The following is a 16,607-nucleotide window of genomic DNA, read 5'->3' as shown; positions in this document are numbered from 1 at the left end:
AGCCGCACCTTCGCAGTCGGATCGCGGCGGAGCCTGCGCCCGAACCGGATGGAAGTCATGGCGGGCTTCTGAAAAAATTCTTAAGCGTAAGGGGGGAGAGGCGCCTCACTCTCTCAGATCATTCACCCGCTTCACCCAGGTGCGCACGTCGCTGAGCACGTCTGGCAGCACCGATCTCACCTCCAGCACGGTCATGCCGGCCTTGACGCGGGGATCGTAGAGCAGGTTGAGGATGTACTGGTCGTAGACGTCGAAATAGCCCATCGAGACGTTGTCGTTGAACATGGTCCACGGCACGCTCGCGGTGTCGTTGATGGGCCCAAGCGATTGCAGCAGCTCCTCATAGGCGCAGTCGAGGAAGGTGAAGTCGCTGACGTCGACGGTGAGGATGACGTCGGAATGCTCGATCTCGAAATTGTCGTTCTTGCGGAAGCCGGACAGGCATTGCGGATCGAGCGAGGTGCGGATGTCGCGCGCCTTCTCGGCGCCGTAGAAGCTCGTGATGGTGCGGTAGAGGTCGCGGTCGCGCACGAGCTTGACCCGCACGTTCGCCGCCTCGCTCGAATCGGTCATGGCGATGTCGAGATGCTGCACGCGGGTGCCGATATCGGCGACGACTTTTGCGAGCTGCGCCTTGCGGTCGGCGCGGTCGGTTTCGGCGAACACGCGCACGGGCCCGTCGAATTTGCGGATGCGGTCGACGCGGCCGGCGAGGTGGTATTCGGCGCCGAAGGCGGTCTTCAGGAAGCCGTCGACGATTTCGGCATCGGTAAAGCTCTTCTTCTCGACGCGCTGGCGCGCGGCGATCGCCGGCAGCTCGCCGGCGGTCGCCTTGGTAGCGGTGTTAGGCACACATGTGAGCGCTGCAAACGCCAGCAGGGCGAAGCGAAGGGCAGCCGAGGGCGGGACCAATGCGCTCATCGTCACGCAACGCTGCCGTATTCGCGTCGCGCACACAAGTCCGCAAATTCGCGCGCCACGCGGGTTCCCGCCGCGACCGATCGATCAGTTGTTGAGCACCACCACGGTGGTGCCGACCGAGACACGGCCGTAGAGGTCAGTGACGTCGTCATTGGTCATGCGGAAGCAGCCCGAGGAGACCGCCTGGCCGATCGTCTCCGGCTCGTTTGAGCCGTGGATGCGGTAGAGCGTCGAACCCAGATACATCGCGCGCGCGCCGAGCGGGTTCTCGATGCCGCCCTTCATGTGGCGCGGCAGGTCCGGCCGGCGCGCGATCATCTGCGACGGCGGCGTCCACTCCGGCCATTCCTTCTTGGCGGTGATCCTGTGCACGCCGCCCCAGCGGAAGCCGTCGCGGCCGACGCCGATGCCGTAGCGCAGCGCCTGGCCGTTCTGGAGCACCAGATAGAGCCGGCGCTCGGCGGTGTTCACCACGATCGTGCCGGGGGCGTAATTGCCGTTATACATGACAGTGGTGCGGGGGATCGGGCTCGCGCCGCCGCGGAAGAAGTTCGGGCCGCCGCCCATGATGTCGCGGGAGTCGAACTCCTCGGCGAAGGCGCCGCCGGCCATGGCCGTCAGCAGTGCGATGACGGCAATCGGTGCGGCAAAAAACCGGATCATTGAATCCCCCAGCGAAAAATCTTCTCAACGACCGCCAGAGGCCATATTCGCGGGCATTTCGCAAGCCACGGCCCCGTGAGGCAGGTCCTTTACGAATAAGCCACGCTTAACGATTGGCGTTACCAAATCGGCAACCGCGCCAATTTGCCGGAAAGAATTAGCCAAACCCACCGGTGGCCGCACGGGGCAGGGCCGCCATGCCCGCTCTTGCTTTGACGGGGGCCGCGAACAATGATTGATCAGATGGAACATCGGAAATGGCCGGTTGCGGGAGCAGACGAATGAACGGTGCGGAAAGCCTGGTGCGGACGATGGTCAAGGGTGGGGTCGACGTCTGCTTCACCAACCCCGGCACCTCCGAGATGCATTTTGTCGCAGCGCTCGACCGCGTGCCCGGCATGCGCTGCGTGCTCGGCCTGTTCGAAGGCGTGGTGACGGGTGCCGCCGACGGCTATTTTCGCATGAAGGGCCTGCCTGCCTCGACGCTGCTGCATCTCGGCCCTGGGCTGGCCAACGGCCTGGCCAATCTGCACAACGCCAAGAAGGCCAATTCCGGCATCGTCAACATCGTCGGCCAGCACGCCGTCTACCACATCGGCTACAACGCGCCGCTGACCTCCGACATCGAGGGCCTGGCCCGGCCGATGTCGTCCTGGGTCCGGACCTCGCCGGATTCCAAATCGGTCGCCGCCGACGGCGCTGCGGCGATTGCGGCTGCCAAGAGCGCCCCGCCGCAGATCGCGACCCTCATTCTGCCCGCCGACACCGCCTGGAACGAGGCCGACGGCATCGCCGAGGTGCCGGCCGAGCAGCAGCGCGCCAGCTACTCGCCGCAGGGGGTCGAGCAGGCCGCGAAGATCCTTCACGGCGACGGCGAAGGCACGCTGCTGCTGATGACCGGCAGTGCGCTGAGCGAGAAGGGCCTGGCGCTGGCCGAGCGCATCGCCGCCAAGACCGGCTGCACGGTGATGGGTCCGACCTTCCGTCCGAAGATGGCGCGCGGCCGCGGCCGCTTCTCGATCGACCGCATCCATTACGTGATCGAGAACGCGCTGCCGATGCTGGCAAAGTTCCGTCACATCGTGCTGGTCGAGTCCGACGATCCCGTGGCGTTCTTCGCCTATCCGAACAAGCCGAGCATGCTCAAGCCCGAGGGCTGCGACGTGCATCGCATGACCTCCTGGGGCGAGAACTCGGTCGCCGCGCTCGAAGCGCTCGCCGGTGCCGTCAAGGCCAGCGCCAGGGACGTCAAGCCGCAGGCGTTGGCTGAGCTGGTCAAGCCGACCGGCGCGCTCACCTTCGCCTCGATCGCGCAGGCGATTGCGTGCGCGATCCCCGAGAACGCCATCATGGTCGACGAATCCCTCACCACCGGCCGCGGCTTCTTCCCGCCAACCGCGGCGGCCGCCCCGCACGACTGGCTCCAGAACATGGGCGGCTCGATCGGCTTCTCGACGCCGCTGTCGATCGGTGCTGCGATCGCCTGCCCTGACCGCAAGGTGATCACCATGGTCGGCGACGGCAGCGCGATGTACACGATCCAGTCGCTGTGGACGCAGGCGCGCGAAAACCTCAACATCGTCACCATCGTGTTCGCCAACCGCATCTACCAGATCCTGCGCGGCGAGTTCGACAATGTCGGCGCCGGCGAGCCCGGCCAGCGCGCCAACGACATGCTGCGGCTCGATCGTCCCACGCTCGATTTCGTCGCGCTGGCCAAGGGCATGGGCGTGCCCGGCCGCGCCGTCACCAACGCCGACGAGTTCAACAAGGCGCTGACTGAGGCCGTCGCCGAGCCCGGTCCGCGGCTGATCGAAGTGCAGATGTAGGGTATCTGTTTGGCTAAGCTCTCTCCCCACGTCGTCCCGGCGAAGGCCGGGACCCATAACCACAAGGAGAAGTTTGGCGAAGACCCGGAGTCCGGTACGTGCACCGCGCGAAACCCGATAGACCTCGCGGTATGGGTCCCGGCCTTCGCCGGGACGACACCTAAGGTGTGGACGCCAGGATGCAGACCGAGCTGAACAAGGTGATTGCGGCGCTCCGGGAGTTCTACGCCCACGAGGGATTTTTGTTCGAGAAAGACCTCGGCGAGCGCGCGATCACGCATCGCTTCGCCGTCTATCTCGAGCGGCAGTTTTCCGGCTGGACGGTCGACTGCAATTACGACCGGCTCGGCGAGCGGACGCTGCATCTGCCGCACGGCACCATCATCTCGACCGACGATCATCTCGGCAAGTCGATCTATCCCGACGTCGTCGTGCATCAGCGCGAGATCCCGAACAATCTGCTCACGGTCGAGATCCGCAAGGCGAGCAACCACACGCCGGTCGAGCACGACCAGCACAAGCTGATGGCGCTGACCGATCCGCATATCTGGTTCGCCTATTGGATCGGCGTGCTGCTGGTGCTGGCCAAGCACAATGTGACGATGTCCGAGGTCTATGTCGGCGGCATCGTCGACCGCCCGCTCTCGCTCTGGTTCGCGACGCGGTTGAAGGAGATCGGTCTAGGAACCGCGCACTAAAGCGCGATGAGATTGGGATGAATCGTCATCGCGCTTTAGGTTGTTGTTTGAGCATGATCTTTTCGGAAAACCGCTACGCACTTTTCCGGATCATGCTTTAACGCGTGGTCTTCATTCATTCGACCGGCGGGCCGTGGGGCCCGCTACCTGCGCCGCCCGCTTCACCGCCGCTACTGCCCCCATCTCCGCCCTCGCCGCCGTCGCCTCCGTCTCCTCCATCACCTCCGCCTGCATCACCTCCGCCTGCGTCGCCTCCGCCTGCGTCACCTCCGCCTGCGTCACCTCCGCCTGCGTCACCTCCACCTGCGGCACCTCCACCTGCGACACCTCCATCTGCGCCACCGTCGTCACCTCCGCCTTCGCCTCCGGATGAACCGCCGCCGCCTCCGCTGCTCCCGGAGTCACCATTTCCGCCGCCGGAGGCGCCACTGCCTGCGGATCCGCCGCCGCTACTGCCGCTGTCACCGCTTCCGCTATCGCCACTGCTCGACGAGCCGCTTCCAGAGCTGCTGCTGCCGGAGTCACCGGTTTCGCCGCCACCTGTGCCGCTGCCGGCGCCGCCTCCGCCTGGGCCATCGCCGTCACCGTTACCATCGTCTCCCCCCGTGGTCGTCGAGGTGATTGGCTCGAGGTCGTTCGGATTTTCGATGAGCTGTTGCACCAAGTGTCTTGTAACGCTGTTTTCCGAAACGGTCGGTGCGAAGAATGCGGATACGAGACCAGGACGGCCATCCACAGTGGCACTGAAGGTCCATTCGACCAATTCGATGTCCAGTCCGGTATCCGGATCGATTTGCGTTGTAACGGCGCCTTTGTTCCCTGGCCGGTGGATGACGACGCGTGTCATGCAGAATTCTTCCTCCTCGTGTTGTAACCCTAATGCTTGTTTCGCACGGGACGTGCGCCCGTACCGATGATTGCCCGCCTTGCGCGTGAGCGCCCGCGCCTCTTTTTTAGCAATGAGACCGGGGAAAGCGAGGCGTCAGTCGACAGAGCCGCCCGCGTGATGCGGGCGGCTTCCGTGTCATCATCCGTCGCGGCTCAATGCAGCGGATCGCCCTGGCCCAGCGCATAGGCCACGAGATCCCTGAGCTGGAAATCCGAGCCCGTCACCGGCGCCCATTGCGGATCGAGCGACAGCACGGAGGAGGTGTCGCCGAACATCATGCCGAGGAAGACCTCGGCCACGATGCGGCCGCCGACCGGGCCGAGCTGCGGCGTGTTGATCGCAATCGCCGCGCCTGACACCGGGATCGGCACCGCGGTCTGGAATTGACGCGCCTCGGCGAGGATGTAGGTCCAGAGCGGGCAATTGCCCTTGAACGCGCCGTTCGCGATCGACGCGATCGGGACTTGCGGATCGCCCGTTTCGGGATTGTCGACGGCCCGGCCGACGATGATCTGCTCGTCGGTCAGCGGCGTCAGGTGCATCGCCTTGGCGACCGCCTGGCCCGACGGCAGGCCAAGCCGCCAGCTGCGTTCGAGGTTGCGAAGCGCGAGCGATGACGGATTGGAGGCGACCTCCGGCGGCAGCTTGCGCAGCGGATCGACCAGCGACGTGTCGATGCGATAGGCGAACTGGAGCCGCCGCTTGTTGTCCGGATTGGTGGAGTCGTCCTCGACGCCATAGGCGCGGGTGTCGATGTCGATGAAGCGGCCCCAGTCGATGGCGCGGCCCGGACCCATGGAACGGAAGCCGGTCAGCGCATTGTTGTCGGGGTTGTTGGGATCGGGGAAGATCTGCAACAGCATGTTGTCGGCATCGTTCAGCCGGTAGCCGGGGCGGATCATCGAGTGCCCGAGCCGGTAGGCCGCAACCGAAAACTCGACCGGCATGTAGGGGAACGTCTTCCAGTGATAATAGGCGAGCTTGCTGTGGTCGTAGCGGCCGGCGGTCCTGAGATCGTTCAGCACGCTGGCGTGGACGATCCGCGGCAGGAAGTCGTTCAGCACGACATACTGATAGTGGAAGCGGACCCGCTGTTGCACGTCCTGGAAGGAGAGGCCTTCATTGTCGTCGACCATGCGGTTGTGGAAGCGCAGCATCAGCCCCTGAAACTGCGAGACGATGCTGTTCTCGTCGTTGCGGGGGTCGCCGATCAGCGCGCGGCCCTTGAAGCGCGGCAGGTCGCTGGCGTTGGACACGCCGCTGCCGGTCAAGGTTTCGCCGAGCAGGAACTTGCCGGTGTTGTCGTACATGTAAGGCTGGTCGCCCGGACCGCGCCCATAGAGGTTGTCCAGATCGAGCGCCGGCGTGCGGAAATCGACGAGCCCGTCGGGGTCCTGCTGTTTCGTCAGCAGGCTGACGGGGTCGAAGGTGATGTCGTGATCGATGAACTGGCCGAAATAGGTGTAGAGCGCCGGAATCCCGCTCTCCTCGGCATCAGGGCCGTCCTTGGGCGGGTCGAAATCGCCGACCATCTTGTCGGCCAGTGCCGAGAGACTGGCGATGTTGTCGGCGTCGTTGGGACCGAATTTCGCCGGCGTCAGATTGCGGAACATGCGGCCGAAGCGGCCTTGCGAAAGCGGCGAACGCGTCGCGTTGAGACCGCGCGGAGTAACGGCGTGACGACTGCTCATAAATGACCTCCTTGAAAAGTTACGATGGGAAACGACTAAAGCTAAAGTTGTTCGTCATAAAATATGCAGGCGAGGCTAGATCGCGCATTCCGGCGCCACAAGGCGCCAGATCACACGTCGCGCGGCGTTGATGCTGTTCCGGAAGCAGGAGGCGCAAACAAGCTACGGATGCGCTTTGCAAATTTTTCCCCCAGCCGCGTCGAATAACATTCTCGTCATCGATGTCGGCTGCTTTGCGTGAATGTCAGCTTCGCCGACCTAATCGGCGAAGCGCTTGTCGTCACGAATATCGTGTTCGCGTAAAAATTGTGGCGGCGTGAAGCCGGGCAGTGCGAAATCTTGCCCAATGCGGCAATCGTGTGCGATCGTTGGTTGCTGAGTGATCGATCGCCACCCAAAAGGTTGGTCGCGTTATCAGCTCATGTCCCGCCGTTGCCTTTGGCGTGTCGGCTGTGCAGGAAATCGGCGAGCTCAATCAGCCCGTGCTTCCTCAAACCTTCTTCAGCCGTCAGACCGTCCATCGAGTCCCGGATATTCGGGTCCGCGCCGTGATCGAGCAGGAAGGTAGCCATCTCCATCGCGTCCTCGTCGTTGGCCGGTAACACGAAGAGCGGCGTGCATCCCATTCGGTCATGGCGGACGTTGACGAGGCTGGGATCGGTTGCGAACAGCTCGGCGAGCCGACCTTTGAAGCCGAGATAGGTCAGGTTGTGCACATCGCGGCTCAGTGGCGCCAGAAAGGTCGCGATTTCGCGCCGATCGAAATGGGCTGCATATCCCATCGCGCCGCCGCCAATACTCGTCGTGGGACGGTCGATATCGGCACCATGGGCGACCAGCAGCTTGACCACCTCCAGCGACCCGCCCGCGACGGCGACTTGCAGCCCGCGTTGCTGGATTTCGTCGGCAACGTCGACGTCCACGCCCAGTTCCAGCAGCAGAGCCACGACGTCGGCCCGACCCGCGCGGGCCGACGTCAGCATCGGCTCCGGCTCATGGAGACACGCAGGTCGACTCGTCGCGAGCGCGCGCGCCGCCTCGCGGTCGAGGCGCATGCATGCGGCGCGAAAGGCGGATGGTCCCTCCAGCGTCGTCGTTTCGGCGCCAAAGTGTTCGAGCAGCTTCGCCATCTCGGCGTGGCCGTGGATCAACGCCTCCTCACGCTGGGGGCGTCTGGAATAGGAATTCAGGCTGTTTGGGTCGGCGCCATTCGCCAGCAGCCATTCCGCCCGCCTGATGTGGTTGAAGGCCGTTGCGTTGCCGAGCAGGTAGTCGAGCGCGTTCAGCGGGACGCTGCCTCCGATGACGGCCTCAGGAACCACGCGCCATGCGTCAAGCCGCCCATGCCACTCCGACTGGGCCCAGAGAAAATCCAGCCAGTCGGTGTCGTCGCGGGTGATGGAGGTGTTGTAGAGCGCCTGCGGGTCAAAGGGGTCGGCGCCGCGCTCGATCAGCAGGGCGACGAGATCCTTCGCCTGCGGATGCGGCGGCTGGTCGCCTTCGCCCTGGCCGATCGGGCCTGTCACAGCGGTGAAGGCTGGCTCGCCCCAGGGTCCAATCCAGCGGGCGTTGGGATCAGCACCGTGGTCCAACAGCCGCCGCGCGATCTCTAAGCTGGACGCCTCGCCGGGCAGATTCGAATAGGCCAGATAGAGCAAGGGTTCGCGACACAGCGGACCACCCTTGCGGTTGGCGGCGGCGGGATCGGCAGCCAACCGCCGCTCGACCTCCGCCAGGTTGCCGGTGGCCGCTGCGGCGTAGAGGCTGTCCTGGCCAATCTCCGGCCAACGGGCCAGGAGGCGCGCGGCGCTGGCACGGTCGCCCGCCCAGTCGGCCGAACGCAAGACGAGTTCAACTCTTTCGGCATGAGTGCGCCGGTTGTCCTCCAGCGCCTGACAGAGCGCCGCCCACCCGGGCAGGCCGTGCTCGTGTGCCAGGGCGAGCTGGACGTCGCGCAGGCCCGGCTCGGCGGGGGCCGCTGGCGTGGCCGCGAGCAGTCGGCGATGCGCCCCCGCATCGCCAGCCCGTAGCGCCTTCAGCCAGCGCTTGGCTTCTTTCTTGAGGATCTCGAGAGTCGAACGTGCAGTAAGCTTGCGGCTCATGACGACCTTCCTTCCGTATCGCCTGGCGTCCGCTGAAACAGGCCGGAAGAAGGGGCGTGAAACGATCAGATCATTTCAATATGGGCGGGAGCCAGCTCCCTTGCCGCGGACCGGTGGCGCCCCATAGCGCTCTGGATCGGATCATCTATCGCCCAGGTTATCATTGTCAACAAGCCGCGCCGCAAGACACATCAGGATTGACGACCTCGCGTCGACGTTCGGAACGCTCTCAGGTCCAGCATCAAACGCTGTCTGCACTCCTCGGTCGCACCCACAAGTGTCTTCTGTTTGTCGCGAGATTGCGGGGAATGCCCCCTTAAACCTCGCTGTACGACCGCGCGATGGATCATGCGCGATCTGGGCGGGTGACCGGCGCCGCGCTGAACGAGGCGCCGGCGTTTCCGCACAGCCTGGCGGCACGCCGCCACGGCATCAATAGTCGCGCGGCTGCGAGAACGCGTAGCGCGGATTGACGCCGCAATAGGCCGACGTGCCGGAGGCCGTCGCCAGACATTGCTGATAGCTCGCGAACTGGCAATTGCCGGGATAACCCCAGATGCGGCCTTGCAGGCAGTATCTGTCGTTGCCGGCGTGAGCCTGGGCCGCCGGAAATGCCGCGACGGTCAGCGCGGCAAGCGATGCGAGAGTGAGGATGGTGCGACGCATGTCAGTCTCCTTCGAGAACAATGAATGTGGAACCCCGGCCGGGCCCGCCTGTTCCGGGCCGCGGCCGACACGTTGTCGTGCCCGTCTTGGTGTTCGCAGTCAGCGGTGCGTCCGACATGCGTGTATGATGAAGCAAGCCGCCGCGGGCTATGTGATCTCGGCCACAATTCGACGGCGGGTTTCAGCCTATCGTCAACGGACTTGCACGCGCCGATCCCGCGGGACTACGCTTGTCTCATTGAAGATCAGGCATTTTGGAGATTTAAGATGCAAAAAACATATTGGCTGGCTGCAACCGCAGCACTGGCGCTGATCATGCAAACATCGCTCGTGCAGGCGCAGAGCGCGCCGGCCGCGGACAGCACGCCGCCCGCTGCGACGTCCACGCCGGCCGCGACGACACCGCCGGCTGCAACCTCCACGCCGACGGCCACGACCACGCCGGGCGCAACCACCGACACGACCAACCCGTCGACCGGCGCGAAGAAGAAGAGCGCCGAGAAGAAGCCGGCGAAGAAGATGCCGAAGGCGATGTCGCAGCAGGAGCTGCAACATTCGATGGATACCAACACCGTTCCTGAACGCTATCGCAGCTCCGTGCCGAAGGAGTATCAGCAATACGTTCCGTTCGAGAAGAAGTGACGGATCCGACTGACGCGCCTTGTGGCGGCCTGGGGCGCGGACTCATGAGTACGCAAGCGGAGATATGATCGCCGCGTCTATCTGATTGCTCCTACCAATGGCTTGGCAACCTCGCGGGCGTGCTCAATGAAAAGGTGAGCAGTCGGGTTCAACAGACGATGCTTGAGGGTCACTATATTGACAGGCACGGCCGCGAGCGGCAGTTCGATTGGAAGCGCCCGGAGCTCGTGTCTCTGAACCGGAAATCGCAAGGCCGAGACCGGCATCATCGTGATGAAGCGGCCGGTTGCCACCAGCCCAAACCTAGTCTCGGGCGCGAGCGTGACAAGAGTCGTGCGGGGCCGCTCGAGGCCGCTAGCGCGAAAAACCTCCGCAAGATGTGATCCGATCATGCTGTCCAGCGGAGGCAGCGTCCATGCCTCGTCGACGAGATCGGCGAGCGCGACCTTGCGTCGGCGGATCCAGGGGCTTCGCGAGCCGACGACGACGGCGTAGTGGTCGTCGAACAGATGTTCGTGATTGAGCCGCGCATCCCGGACACGGCCGAACGCTCGCGCGATCCAGAGGTCGATCTTCCGCTCGCGCAACTCGCCCTGGAGCGCCTCGTTGTAGCCGGTAATCAATTCGATGACGATGCGCGGCTTTCGGCGAGAGATCCGATCGACGACGGTCGGTACATAGGTTGCTGCGAGGAGCGGGCTGCATCCGATCCGGACCTCTCCGGCGTCGGGGTCGGCCAGCGATTCGATGTCGCGCACCCCGCGACGAAGATCATCGAATGCAGCCATGCTGCAATCGAGCAGGGCGCGGCCGTATTCCGTGGGCGTGACACCCTGGCGATGACGGTCGAGCAGGCGCACGCCAAATGCGCGCTCCAGCTCCGCAACGGACCGCGAGACCGCAGGCTGAACGGTGTTGAGCCGCTTCGCTGCGCCGCTCATGCTGCCCGTCTCGACCACGGTCATGAACACGTGCAGGTTCTGCAGCTTGAGCTCGCGTCCGATGCGGTCGTTGGGATGCATTTTCGCTCCATAGCAAAGCCGCTATATCGATATCAAATCATATTATTATCCCGCTATGCCCTTCCCGGCTACCCTTCTCGAACAGAAGCGAGTGAGAGGAGAGTTCTGTGCATCTCTTGCATCAACGATTTCTGGGTATCGCTGCCCGCGCCGCACTCATGACGGCCGTCGCGTTGCCTGTTGCTTTTGCGGGACCGACCGCCCGCGCGCAGACGGTCAGGATTGTCGTTCCTTTTCCGCCGGGCGGCGGCGCGGACACGCTCGCACGCTTGGTGGCGGAGCAGATCGGCCGCGCAAATGGGCTCACGACAGTCGTCGAAAACCACGCGGGGGCGGGTACGGCCATTGCAACGGACGCCGTCTCGCGGGCGGTGCCGGACGGAAAAACACTGCTCCTCGTGGCAAATTCCTTTGTGATCAATCCGGCCCTGAAAGCGCTGAACTATGACCCGCTGACGAGTTTCGAGCCGGTGTGCCTGCTCACCCAGTCTCCGAACGTCATCGCGGTGAACAGCACGTCGCCCTATCGCTCATTGCCTGATCTCGTCAGTGCGGCGCGCGCCCGGCCTGCTGAGCTGACGATGGCCTTCCAGGGTCCCGGCACGAGCCAGCATGTCGGCTTTGAGAAGCTCAAGCGTGCGGCGAACATCGAGATGATCGAGGTCCCTTTCACCGGTGCTGCTCCCGCCGTCACTGCGTTGCTGGGCGGCCATGTCACCTCCGTGTTTGCAAACTACCCGTCCGCGATGGAGCAGATCCGATCGGGGCAGCTGAGGGCCCTGGCCATCGCGTCGCGAATGCGGGCCAGCTCTGCGCCGGACATTCCGACAATCGCCGAGTTGGGCTTTGCGGACTACGAGGAAGAAAACGTCTGGTTCGGCATCGTGGTGCCGGCCCGGACCGCTCAGGACAGGATCGCGCAGCTCGAAACCTGGCTGAGGGCAGTGATGCAGGCGCCCGACATGGAGGCGCGGCTTGCCGCACTGGAGCTCCATCCGGCTGTGCTGTGTGGTGCGGATTTCGCGACATTTCTCCATCGCCAGCGTGACGAGTACCAGCGCATCGTGCGTGATTCCAGGATGAGGGCTGAATAGCTGGCTTTTGAGGCCTGGCTGTCGGGTGGTCGTGCGGATTGCCCGGTCGCATGGGTGCGCCGACAAGATCGGAGCGGCAGTGGAGATCAAATGATGCATGTCGAGGATATCACCATGACGATGTTTGCGGCGTGTAACGCAATCCGGGTCGTCGCCTACGTTCCGCAGATCTATAAAGCCTTCACCCACCGACACGGAGCCTCGGCGATCTCCGGAACGACGTGGGGGCTGTTCTTCGTTGCCAACGTCTCGACTGTCGCATACGCGATCGTCAATCGCTCCGATTACTGGTTGGCAGCCTGCTTCGCCTTGAACGCCCTATGCTGCGCGGCGATTCTGCTCGCGGCTTATTGGCACGGCCTCACCTTGCGCGCGCCTTGGGCGGCTGCTCGCAGCGCGTTCGAATAGGTTTCTGCGCTTGGCTGCAAACCCCCATTGTGATCGGACCGCAAGCCGCCCGTGCGCGGAGATCATGCTCGAACAATAACCTTAAGCGCGATGACGATTTGCCCCGATCTCATCGCGCGTTAGACTAGGCCAAAGCCCGGGGGGTGAGTCATGAGTGACGACGCAAAGGATGCCGGCCTGGTCGCGATGATCGGCAGCATCCTGGGAGGCGGCAAGCGCGCAGATGCCGTTGAGCCACCTCTGCTCGCCGAATTCGTACAGGCAGCGCCGACAAGCAAGCCGGAACCGGCGGCGGCGTCGCCGAAGCCTCAGGATGCGTCCAATGCCGCGCCGGCTGCCGCGAAGCCGGTCGAGCCGGTCACGCAATCGCTGACGCCGGATGGCAAACGGCGGCTGCCGGCGGAAGCGATCGCCGATCTCGTGCTCGGCGAGTTGCGCAAGATCGAGGACTTTCCGGCATCCGGCGCCTCGGTGACGGTCTATGGCTATCGGCACTGGAACGCGATGATCACCTTCGCGCCGTTCTCGACCACGTTCCGGAACGCCACGCGGTTCCGCCAAGCCATGCCCGATCTCGTCTTCAAGCTGCGCCGCTTTGTCGAGCTTGATATATAGGTGTGGTGCGTCGTCACGCGAAACAGTTCGACAGGATCTTGCATTGAGCGTCGCCTTCACCAAGGAAGAGAGTGCCGAAACCGCGTCCGAGACGTTGTTGCCGGATCGTCCGATCTCGCCGCATCCGAACCTCGTGACGGAAGCCGGCCTCCAGTCGTTGCAGTCGCAGCTGCAACAGGCGCGCGAGGCCCATGAGGCCGCGCAGGCCATCGAGGACGTCAACGAAAAGCGCCGGCAGTCGGCAGTCCCCTTGCGCGACGTCCGCTATCTCACCGAACGGCTGCGCACGGCTCAGCTCGTCCCCAATCCGGCGTCCACGGATGTTGTCGCCTTCGGCTCTACGGTGACGTTCAGCCGCGCCGATGGCCGCGTGCAGACCTATCGCATCGTCGGCGAGGACGAAGCCGATCCAAAGGCCGGCTCGATTTCATTCGTCTCGCCGGTGGCGCGGTCGCTGATGGGGAAGGCGGTGGGTGACGTCGTGGGCGCGGGCACGCAGGAGATCGAGATACTGTCGATCGGGTAGGAATGGGCGCGTTCGAATTTGGAGGCCATCTGTGAGCAAGGTCAAAACTCCCGAAGAAAAGAAGCGGCTGAGCTACGAACACGACCGACGCAACACCTATGGAGAGAATCAGAAAAGCAGCCGAAAGAACATTCCGCGTAGCAAACAACTCTCGCATCAGGACGAGCGCCGTTCCGTGCGGCAGGCTTTGATCGGCGCAAAGGGGCGCGTTGTGGACGAGGCTGCCGACGAAGCGCAGTCGCAAGCGCTGCGCAAGGGTCGGATGAAGAAGCTTACGGCATTTCGAAAATCGCCCGATCGCCCGCTGGGGGAAGTCATCGAGCGACGGTTGCGCCGGCGGACAAGCGACCAGAGTGACGATTAGCCGGGGGTCGACTTCAGCGTCCCGAATGATGGCATTATGCTCCTGTTTTGCCCGACGAGTCAAATTCGCTTCGGAAAAAGCGCATCCTATTGATCCGGCTCGCGCCGGCTACTGTGCATGGGGTTGTTTTCGACTTTTTGATCAGGCGGCCCCGAAGGCCGCCAAGGTGTCGCAACCGCTGTGGTTCAGGAAGACGGATGGTGGGCGCACAAGGGATCGAACCTTGGACCTCTCCCGTGTGAAGGGAACGCTCTCCCGCTGAGCTATGCGCCCGGGACCATCGTGCAGGCGGCCGGACTTGGCAGTCGGCCGGCACATTGGAGCCCGCGATTTAGAAGTGCGGGCCAAAGCTGTCAAGTTTTCAGGCGCCCCAAGAGCCTGAACCGGCCCGAAAACATTCCGTCGATCCCGCAATTCTCCAGGGAACGGCGTTTTGCCCGCTTACGCGCCCTGCTGGCGGGCACGGGAGGCATGGGCCTGGAGCGCGCGGATGCGCTCGGCGAGCGTTCCGCCGCCCTCGGGGAGGGTCGCGGCGCCATTGGTCGCGGTGTCATTGGCCGGGCGCGGCGCCGGCTTCGGGGCCTGGCCGGCTTCGGCCGCGAGCAGCGCCTCGATCGGCGAGTTCGGGCCTTCGAGCTGCATCGCGAGCTTTGCGACCTCGGCGGCGATGTCGTTGATGCGCTCGCGCAACAGCGCATTCTCCATGCGCTCGGTCGCCCAGGAGCTCTCCGCCTGCTGCTGGATCGCGTTGATGTCGCGCTGGAGTTTCGCGCGCTCGTCGCGCGCGGTGCGCAGCTGCTCTTCCAGCGCGGTCTTCTCGCTGCGCAGCGCCTCGAAGGCGGCCGAGGATTTGCCGCCGCTCAACGCGGCGATCTCGCCGCGCAGCTCCTTGATGGTGCGGTCCGAGGCCTCACTGGTCTGGCGCAGCTGGTTGTTCTCGTAGTCGCGCTCGGCGAGCAGCTTGCCCTGCGTGGCGAGACGGCCTTCGAGATCGGCGACGCGGCCGGACAGCATCTCGGCTTCTTTCACCTGCACGATCAGCTGGCGGTCGAGCTCGGTGACGCGCTGGCTCAGATTCTCGACGCGGCCGCGGGCGTCGCCGAGCTCGCGCGTGGCGGTCTCGGAGTCCGAACGCTCCTGCGTCAGCCGCGCCTGCGTCGCGGCAAACTCCTTCTCGGCGTCGCCGACGCGATTCTTCAATTCCTCGATCTGGGCGCGCACCGCGACCAGCTCGACCTGGCGGCTCTCCGCCATCAGCGAGCGGTCGGACAGCTCGGAATTGATTTTTGCCAGCTCGCCCTGCTTGTTGCTCAGCGCAATCTCGGCCTCGCGCAAGGATGCGGTCTTGGTGTTGAATTCCTCCTCGGTGGCGCGCAGCTGCTCCTTCACCGCCTTCTCGCGCGCCTCGAGCGCGAAGATCGTGGCGTTCTTCTCGCCGAGCTCGATCTTCATGCGGTTGATGGCGTCGCTCTTCTTGCCGAGCTCGGCGAGCTGGCTCGTGGTCTTGTTCTTGAGCTGGTCGACGCTCATCTCGAGCCTTCGCGCCGACATGGCGAATTCGGCGCGGAGCTGGTCCTTGTCGGCCTGGATCTCGGCCATCGACAGCGGCGTGGCGGCCTCGAGCCGGCGGGTGGTCAGGCGCACCGCGCGACTATGCACCAGCGGCACGATGGCCAGCCCGCACAGCATCGAAAGCAGGAAACCGATCGCCAGGTACATGATCGGTTCGACCATGGGCCAAAACTCCGAGAGCTAAGGAAAAATTTACCAACGACAATGCATGGCGGGCCGGCAAAAAGCCAGCCCTGCCCTGTCGTTAACGTGAATCCGGAACCGGATCGGGGAAGCCCGTCCTAGAACGGGTTCCAGGTCGCCCGCGGGGTGTATTTGAGGTAGCCGATATTGGCGCCCAGCCGCAAGCCGAGGCCGGAGCGGATCGGCACCAGCACGATGTTGTTGGCGGTGAGCGCGGTCATGCCGAAGCCGCCGATGATGTAGGCCGAGCCGTCGAGGCCGGCGAAGCGCTGGTAGATCGCGTTGGTGGCGGGCAGGTTATAGACCAGCGTCATGGTGCGGGCGCCGTCGCCGCCCCAGTCGAAGCCGAGCGAGGGACCCTGCCAGTAGACGCGCAGGTCGCCGGCGTTCTTGGTGTAGAGCGTGCCTTCGCCGTAGCGCAGGCCGGCGACGAAGGCGCCGGAGCCTTCCTCGCCGAGGATGTAGCCGTTCGGCAGGCCCCATTGGCTGACCGCCTTCTCGATGATCGAGGCGAGCCCGCGCGAGACGTTGCCGAAGAAGCGGTGGCCGGCGGTGACGAGCTCGTCCGGCCCATAGGTATTGGGCGTCGGGGTCCGCTGTGGCGGCGGCAGGTCAGGCGGCGGTGCCGCCGTCTGGGCGGAGGCCGGCACGATCCAGCCGACCAGCGCGGCAAGCGCGATCGCGGCAAGGCGTGATGCGAAAGTCATAAAAAACCCCTGGTA

General features: G+C 64.4%; 17 protein-coding genes and 1 tRNA gene. 8 read left to right on the top strand and 10 right to left on the bottom strand.

Translation table 11 applies throughout. The annotated features are described in order from the left end of the window. Positions 1-105: 105 nt before the first annotated feature. Both IC761_RS28960 and IC761_RS28955 read right to left on the bottom strand, forming a co-directional pair. Positions 106-921, bottom strand: a complete 816-nt coding sequence (locus IC761_RS28960; protein WP_195800083.1) for a DUF2927 domain-containing protein — start codon at positions 919-921, stop codon at positions 106-108. 84 nt (positions 922-1,005) lie between these two features. Next, the gene (locus IC761_RS28955) at positions 1,006-1,584 is read right to left on the bottom strand and encodes a L,D-transpeptidase (protein WP_195800082.1); all 579 of its coding nucleotides are present in this window, start codon (positions 1,582-1,584) and stop codon (positions 1,006-1,008) included. Positions 1,585-1,865: 281 nt separating this feature from the next. On the opposite strand from IC761_RS28955, the gene IC761_RS28950 reads away from it, so the two are divergent. Further along, the gene (locus IC761_RS28950; RefSeq protein ID WP_195800081.1) at positions 1,866-3,413 is read left to right on the top strand and encodes an acetolactate synthase large subunit; all 1,548 of its coding nucleotides are present in this window, start codon (positions 1,866-1,868) and stop codon (positions 3,411-3,413) included. Positions 3,414-3,592: 179 nt separating this feature from the next. Further along, positions 3,593-4,111 carry a hypothetical protein gene (locus IC761_RS28945; protein ID WP_195800080.1) on the top strand — a complete coding sequence of 173 codons (519 nt, stop codon included), beginning with the start codon at positions 3,593-3,595 and terminating at the stop codon, positions 4,109-4,111. 111 nt (positions 4,112-4,222) lie between these two features. Here IC761_RS28945 and IC761_RS28940 read toward each other — a convergent pair whose 3' ends face one another. From IC761_RS28940 to IC761_RS28925, 4 genes are all read right to left on the bottom strand, one after another. Further along, positions 4,223-4,705 (bottom strand): hypothetical protein, encoded by a 483-nt coding sequence (locus tag IC761_RS28940; protein ID WP_195800079.1) that lies wholly within the window; start codon positions 4,703-4,705, stop codon positions 4,223-4,225. 447 nt (positions 4,706-5,152) lie between these two features. After that, entirely contained in the window at positions 5,153-6,691 is a 1,539-nt protein-coding gene (locus IC761_RS28935) for a peroxidase family protein (protein ID WP_195800078.1), read from the bottom strand. 419 nt (positions 6,692-7,110) lie between these two features. Continuing rightward, the gene (locus IC761_RS28930) at positions 7,111-8,793 is read right to left on the bottom strand and encodes an ankyrin repeat domain-containing protein (RefSeq protein ID WP_195800077.1); all 1,683 of its coding nucleotides are present in this window, start codon (positions 8,791-8,793) and stop codon (positions 7,111-7,113) included. 432 nt (positions 8,794-9,225) lie between these two features. Then, positions 9,226-9,459: a DUF3551 domain-containing protein gene (locus tag IC761_RS28925; RefSeq protein ID WP_195800076.1), complete on the bottom strand. Its 234-nt coding sequence runs from the start codon at positions 9,457-9,459 to the stop codon at positions 9,226-9,228. 267 nt (positions 9,460-9,726) lie between these two features. Between IC761_RS28925 and IC761_RS28920 the strand changes: the two genes are divergently transcribed. Next, the gene (locus IC761_RS28920) at positions 9,727-10,101 is read left to right on the top strand and encodes a hypothetical protein (protein WP_195800075.1); all 375 of its coding nucleotides are present in this window, start codon (positions 9,727-9,729) and stop codon (positions 10,099-10,101) included. Positions 10,102-10,178: 77 nt separating this feature from the next. On the opposite strand, the gene IC761_RS28915 is transcribed toward IC761_RS28920, so the two are convergent. Beyond that, positions 10,179-11,123 (bottom strand): LysR family transcriptional regulator, encoded by a 945-nt coding sequence (locus tag IC761_RS28915; protein WP_195800074.1) that lies wholly within the window; start codon positions 11,121-11,123, stop codon positions 10,179-10,181. 107 nt (positions 11,124-11,230) lie between these two features. Here IC761_RS28915 and IC761_RS28910 point away from each other — a divergent pair, with 107 nt between their 5' ends. The 5 genes from IC761_RS28910 to IC761_RS28890 all read left to right on the top strand — a co-directional run bounded on the left by IC761_RS28910 (position 11,231) and on the right by IC761_RS28890 (position 14,130). Then, positions 11,231-12,217 carry a Bug family tripartite tricarboxylate transporter substrate binding protein gene (locus IC761_RS28910; protein WP_195800073.1) on the top strand — a complete coding sequence of 329 codons (987 nt, stop codon included), beginning with the start codon at positions 11,231-11,233 and terminating at the stop codon, positions 12,215-12,217. 90 nt (positions 12,218-12,307) lie between these two features. Further along, positions 12,308-12,625: a PQ-loop domain-containing transporter gene (locus IC761_RS28905; protein ID WP_195800072.1), complete on the top strand. Its 318-nt coding sequence runs from the start codon at positions 12,308-12,310 to the stop codon at positions 12,623-12,625. Between the two features lie 150 nt (positions 12,626-12,775). Next, on the top strand, positions 12,776-13,240 hold the full coding sequence (locus tag IC761_RS28900) for a hypothetical protein (RefSeq protein WP_195800071.1): 465 nt from the start codon (positions 12,776-12,778) through the stop codon (positions 13,238-13,240). A gap of 43 nt (positions 13,241-13,283) precedes the next feature. Next, on the top strand, positions 13,284-13,766 hold the full coding sequence (greA, locus tag IC761_RS28895; protein WP_195800070.1) for a transcription elongation factor GreA: 483 nt from the start codon (positions 13,284-13,286) through the stop codon (positions 13,764-13,766). A gap of 31 nt (positions 13,767-13,797) precedes the next feature. Then, the gene (locus tag IC761_RS28890; RefSeq protein ID WP_195800069.1) at positions 13,798-14,130 is read left to right on the top strand and encodes a hypothetical protein; all 333 of its coding nucleotides are present in this window, start codon (positions 13,798-13,800) and stop codon (positions 14,128-14,130) included. A gap of 198 nt (positions 14,131-14,328) precedes the next feature. Here the strand turns inward: IC761_RS28890 and IC761_RS28885 are convergent. From IC761_RS28885 to IC761_RS28875, 3 genes are all read right to left on the bottom strand, one after another. Then, a tRNA-Val gene (locus IC761_RS28885) sits at positions 14,329-14,403 on the bottom strand. A gap of 168 nt (positions 14,404-14,571) precedes the next feature. Continuing rightward, positions 14,572-15,864 carry a coiled-coil domain-containing protein gene (locus tag IC761_RS28880; RefSeq protein WP_195800068.1) on the bottom strand — a complete coding sequence of 431 codons (1,293 nt, stop codon included), beginning with the start codon at positions 15,862-15,864 and terminating at the stop codon, positions 14,572-14,574. A 119-nt stretch (positions 15,865-15,983) separates the two neighbouring features. Then, a complete protein-coding gene (locus tag IC761_RS28875; protein ID WP_195800067.1) occupies positions 15,984-16,592 on the bottom strand; it encodes a DUF1134 domain-containing protein in 609 nt (202 codons plus the stop codon). Between the last annotated feature and the right edge of the window lie 15 nt (positions 16,593-16,607).

Source organism: Bradyrhizobium commune, from assembly GCF_015624505.1.
In the GTDB taxonomy this organism is placed as follows: Bacteria; Pseudomonadota; Alphaproteobacteria; order Rhizobiales; family Xanthobacteraceae; genus Bradyrhizobium; species Bradyrhizobium commune.
The sequence above is the reverse complement of the archived record's forward strand: the minus strand, read 5'-3'. Positions and strand labels throughout refer to the sequence as shown.

What these genes read in the sequence shown, in the direction of transcription:
- IC761_RS28930 (WP_195800077.1), bottom strand. Translation starts at nt 8,793, where the DNA reads ATGAGCCGCAAGCTTACTGCACGTTCGACTCTCGAGATCCTCAAGAAA.
- IC761_RS28920 (WP_195800075.1), top strand. Translation starts at nt 9,727, where the DNA reads ATGCAAAAAACATATTGGCTGGCTGCAACCGCAGCACTGGCGCTGATC.
- IC761_RS28915 (WP_195800074.1), bottom strand. Translation starts at nt 11,123, where the DNA reads ATGCATCCCAACGACCGCATCGGACGCGAGCTCAAGCTGCAGAACCTG.
- IC761_RS28960 (WP_195800083.1), bottom strand. Translation starts at nt 921, where the DNA reads ATGAGCGCATTGGTCCCGCCCTCGGCTGCCCTTCGCTTCGCCCTGCTG.
- IC761_RS28905 (WP_195800072.1), top strand. Translation starts at nt 12,308, where the DNA reads ATGATGCATGTCGAGGATATCACCATGACGATGTTTGCGGCGTGTAAC.
- IC761_RS28940 (WP_195800079.1), bottom strand. Translation starts at nt 4,705, where the DNA reads ATGGTAACGGTGACGGCGATGGCCCAGGCGGAGGCGGCGCCGGCAGCG.
- IC761_RS28875 (WP_195800067.1), bottom strand. Translation starts at nt 16,592, where the DNA reads ATGACTTTCGCATCACGCCTTGCCGCGATCGCGCTTGCCGCGCTGGTC.
- IC761_RS28880 (WP_195800068.1), bottom strand. Translation starts at nt 15,864, where the DNA reads ATGGTCGAACCGATCATGTACCTGGCGATCGGTTTCCTGCTTTCGATG.
- IC761_RS28900 (WP_195800071.1), top strand. Translation starts at nt 12,776, where the DNA reads ATGAGTGACGACGCAAAGGATGCCGGCCTGGTCGCGATGATCGGCAGC.
- IC761_RS28945 (WP_195800080.1), top strand. Translation starts at nt 3,593, where the DNA reads ATGCAGACCGAGCTGAACAAGGTGATTGCGGCGCTCCGGGAGTTCTAC.
- IC761_RS28935 (WP_195800078.1), bottom strand. Translation starts at nt 6,691, where the DNA reads ATGAGCAGTCGTCACGCCGTTACTCCGCGCGGTCTCAACGCGACGCGT.
- IC761_RS28955 (WP_195800082.1), bottom strand. Translation starts at nt 1,584, where the DNA reads ATGATCCGGTTTTTTGCCGCACCGATTGCCGTCATCGCACTGCTGACG.
- IC761_RS28925 (WP_195800076.1), bottom strand. Translation starts at nt 9,459, where the DNA reads ATGCGTCGCACCATCCTCACTCTCGCATCGCTTGCCGCGCTGACCGTC.
- IC761_RS28950 (WP_195800081.1), top strand. Translation starts at nt 1,866, where the DNA reads ATGAACGGTGCGGAAAGCCTGGTGCGGACGATGGTCAAGGGTGGGGTC.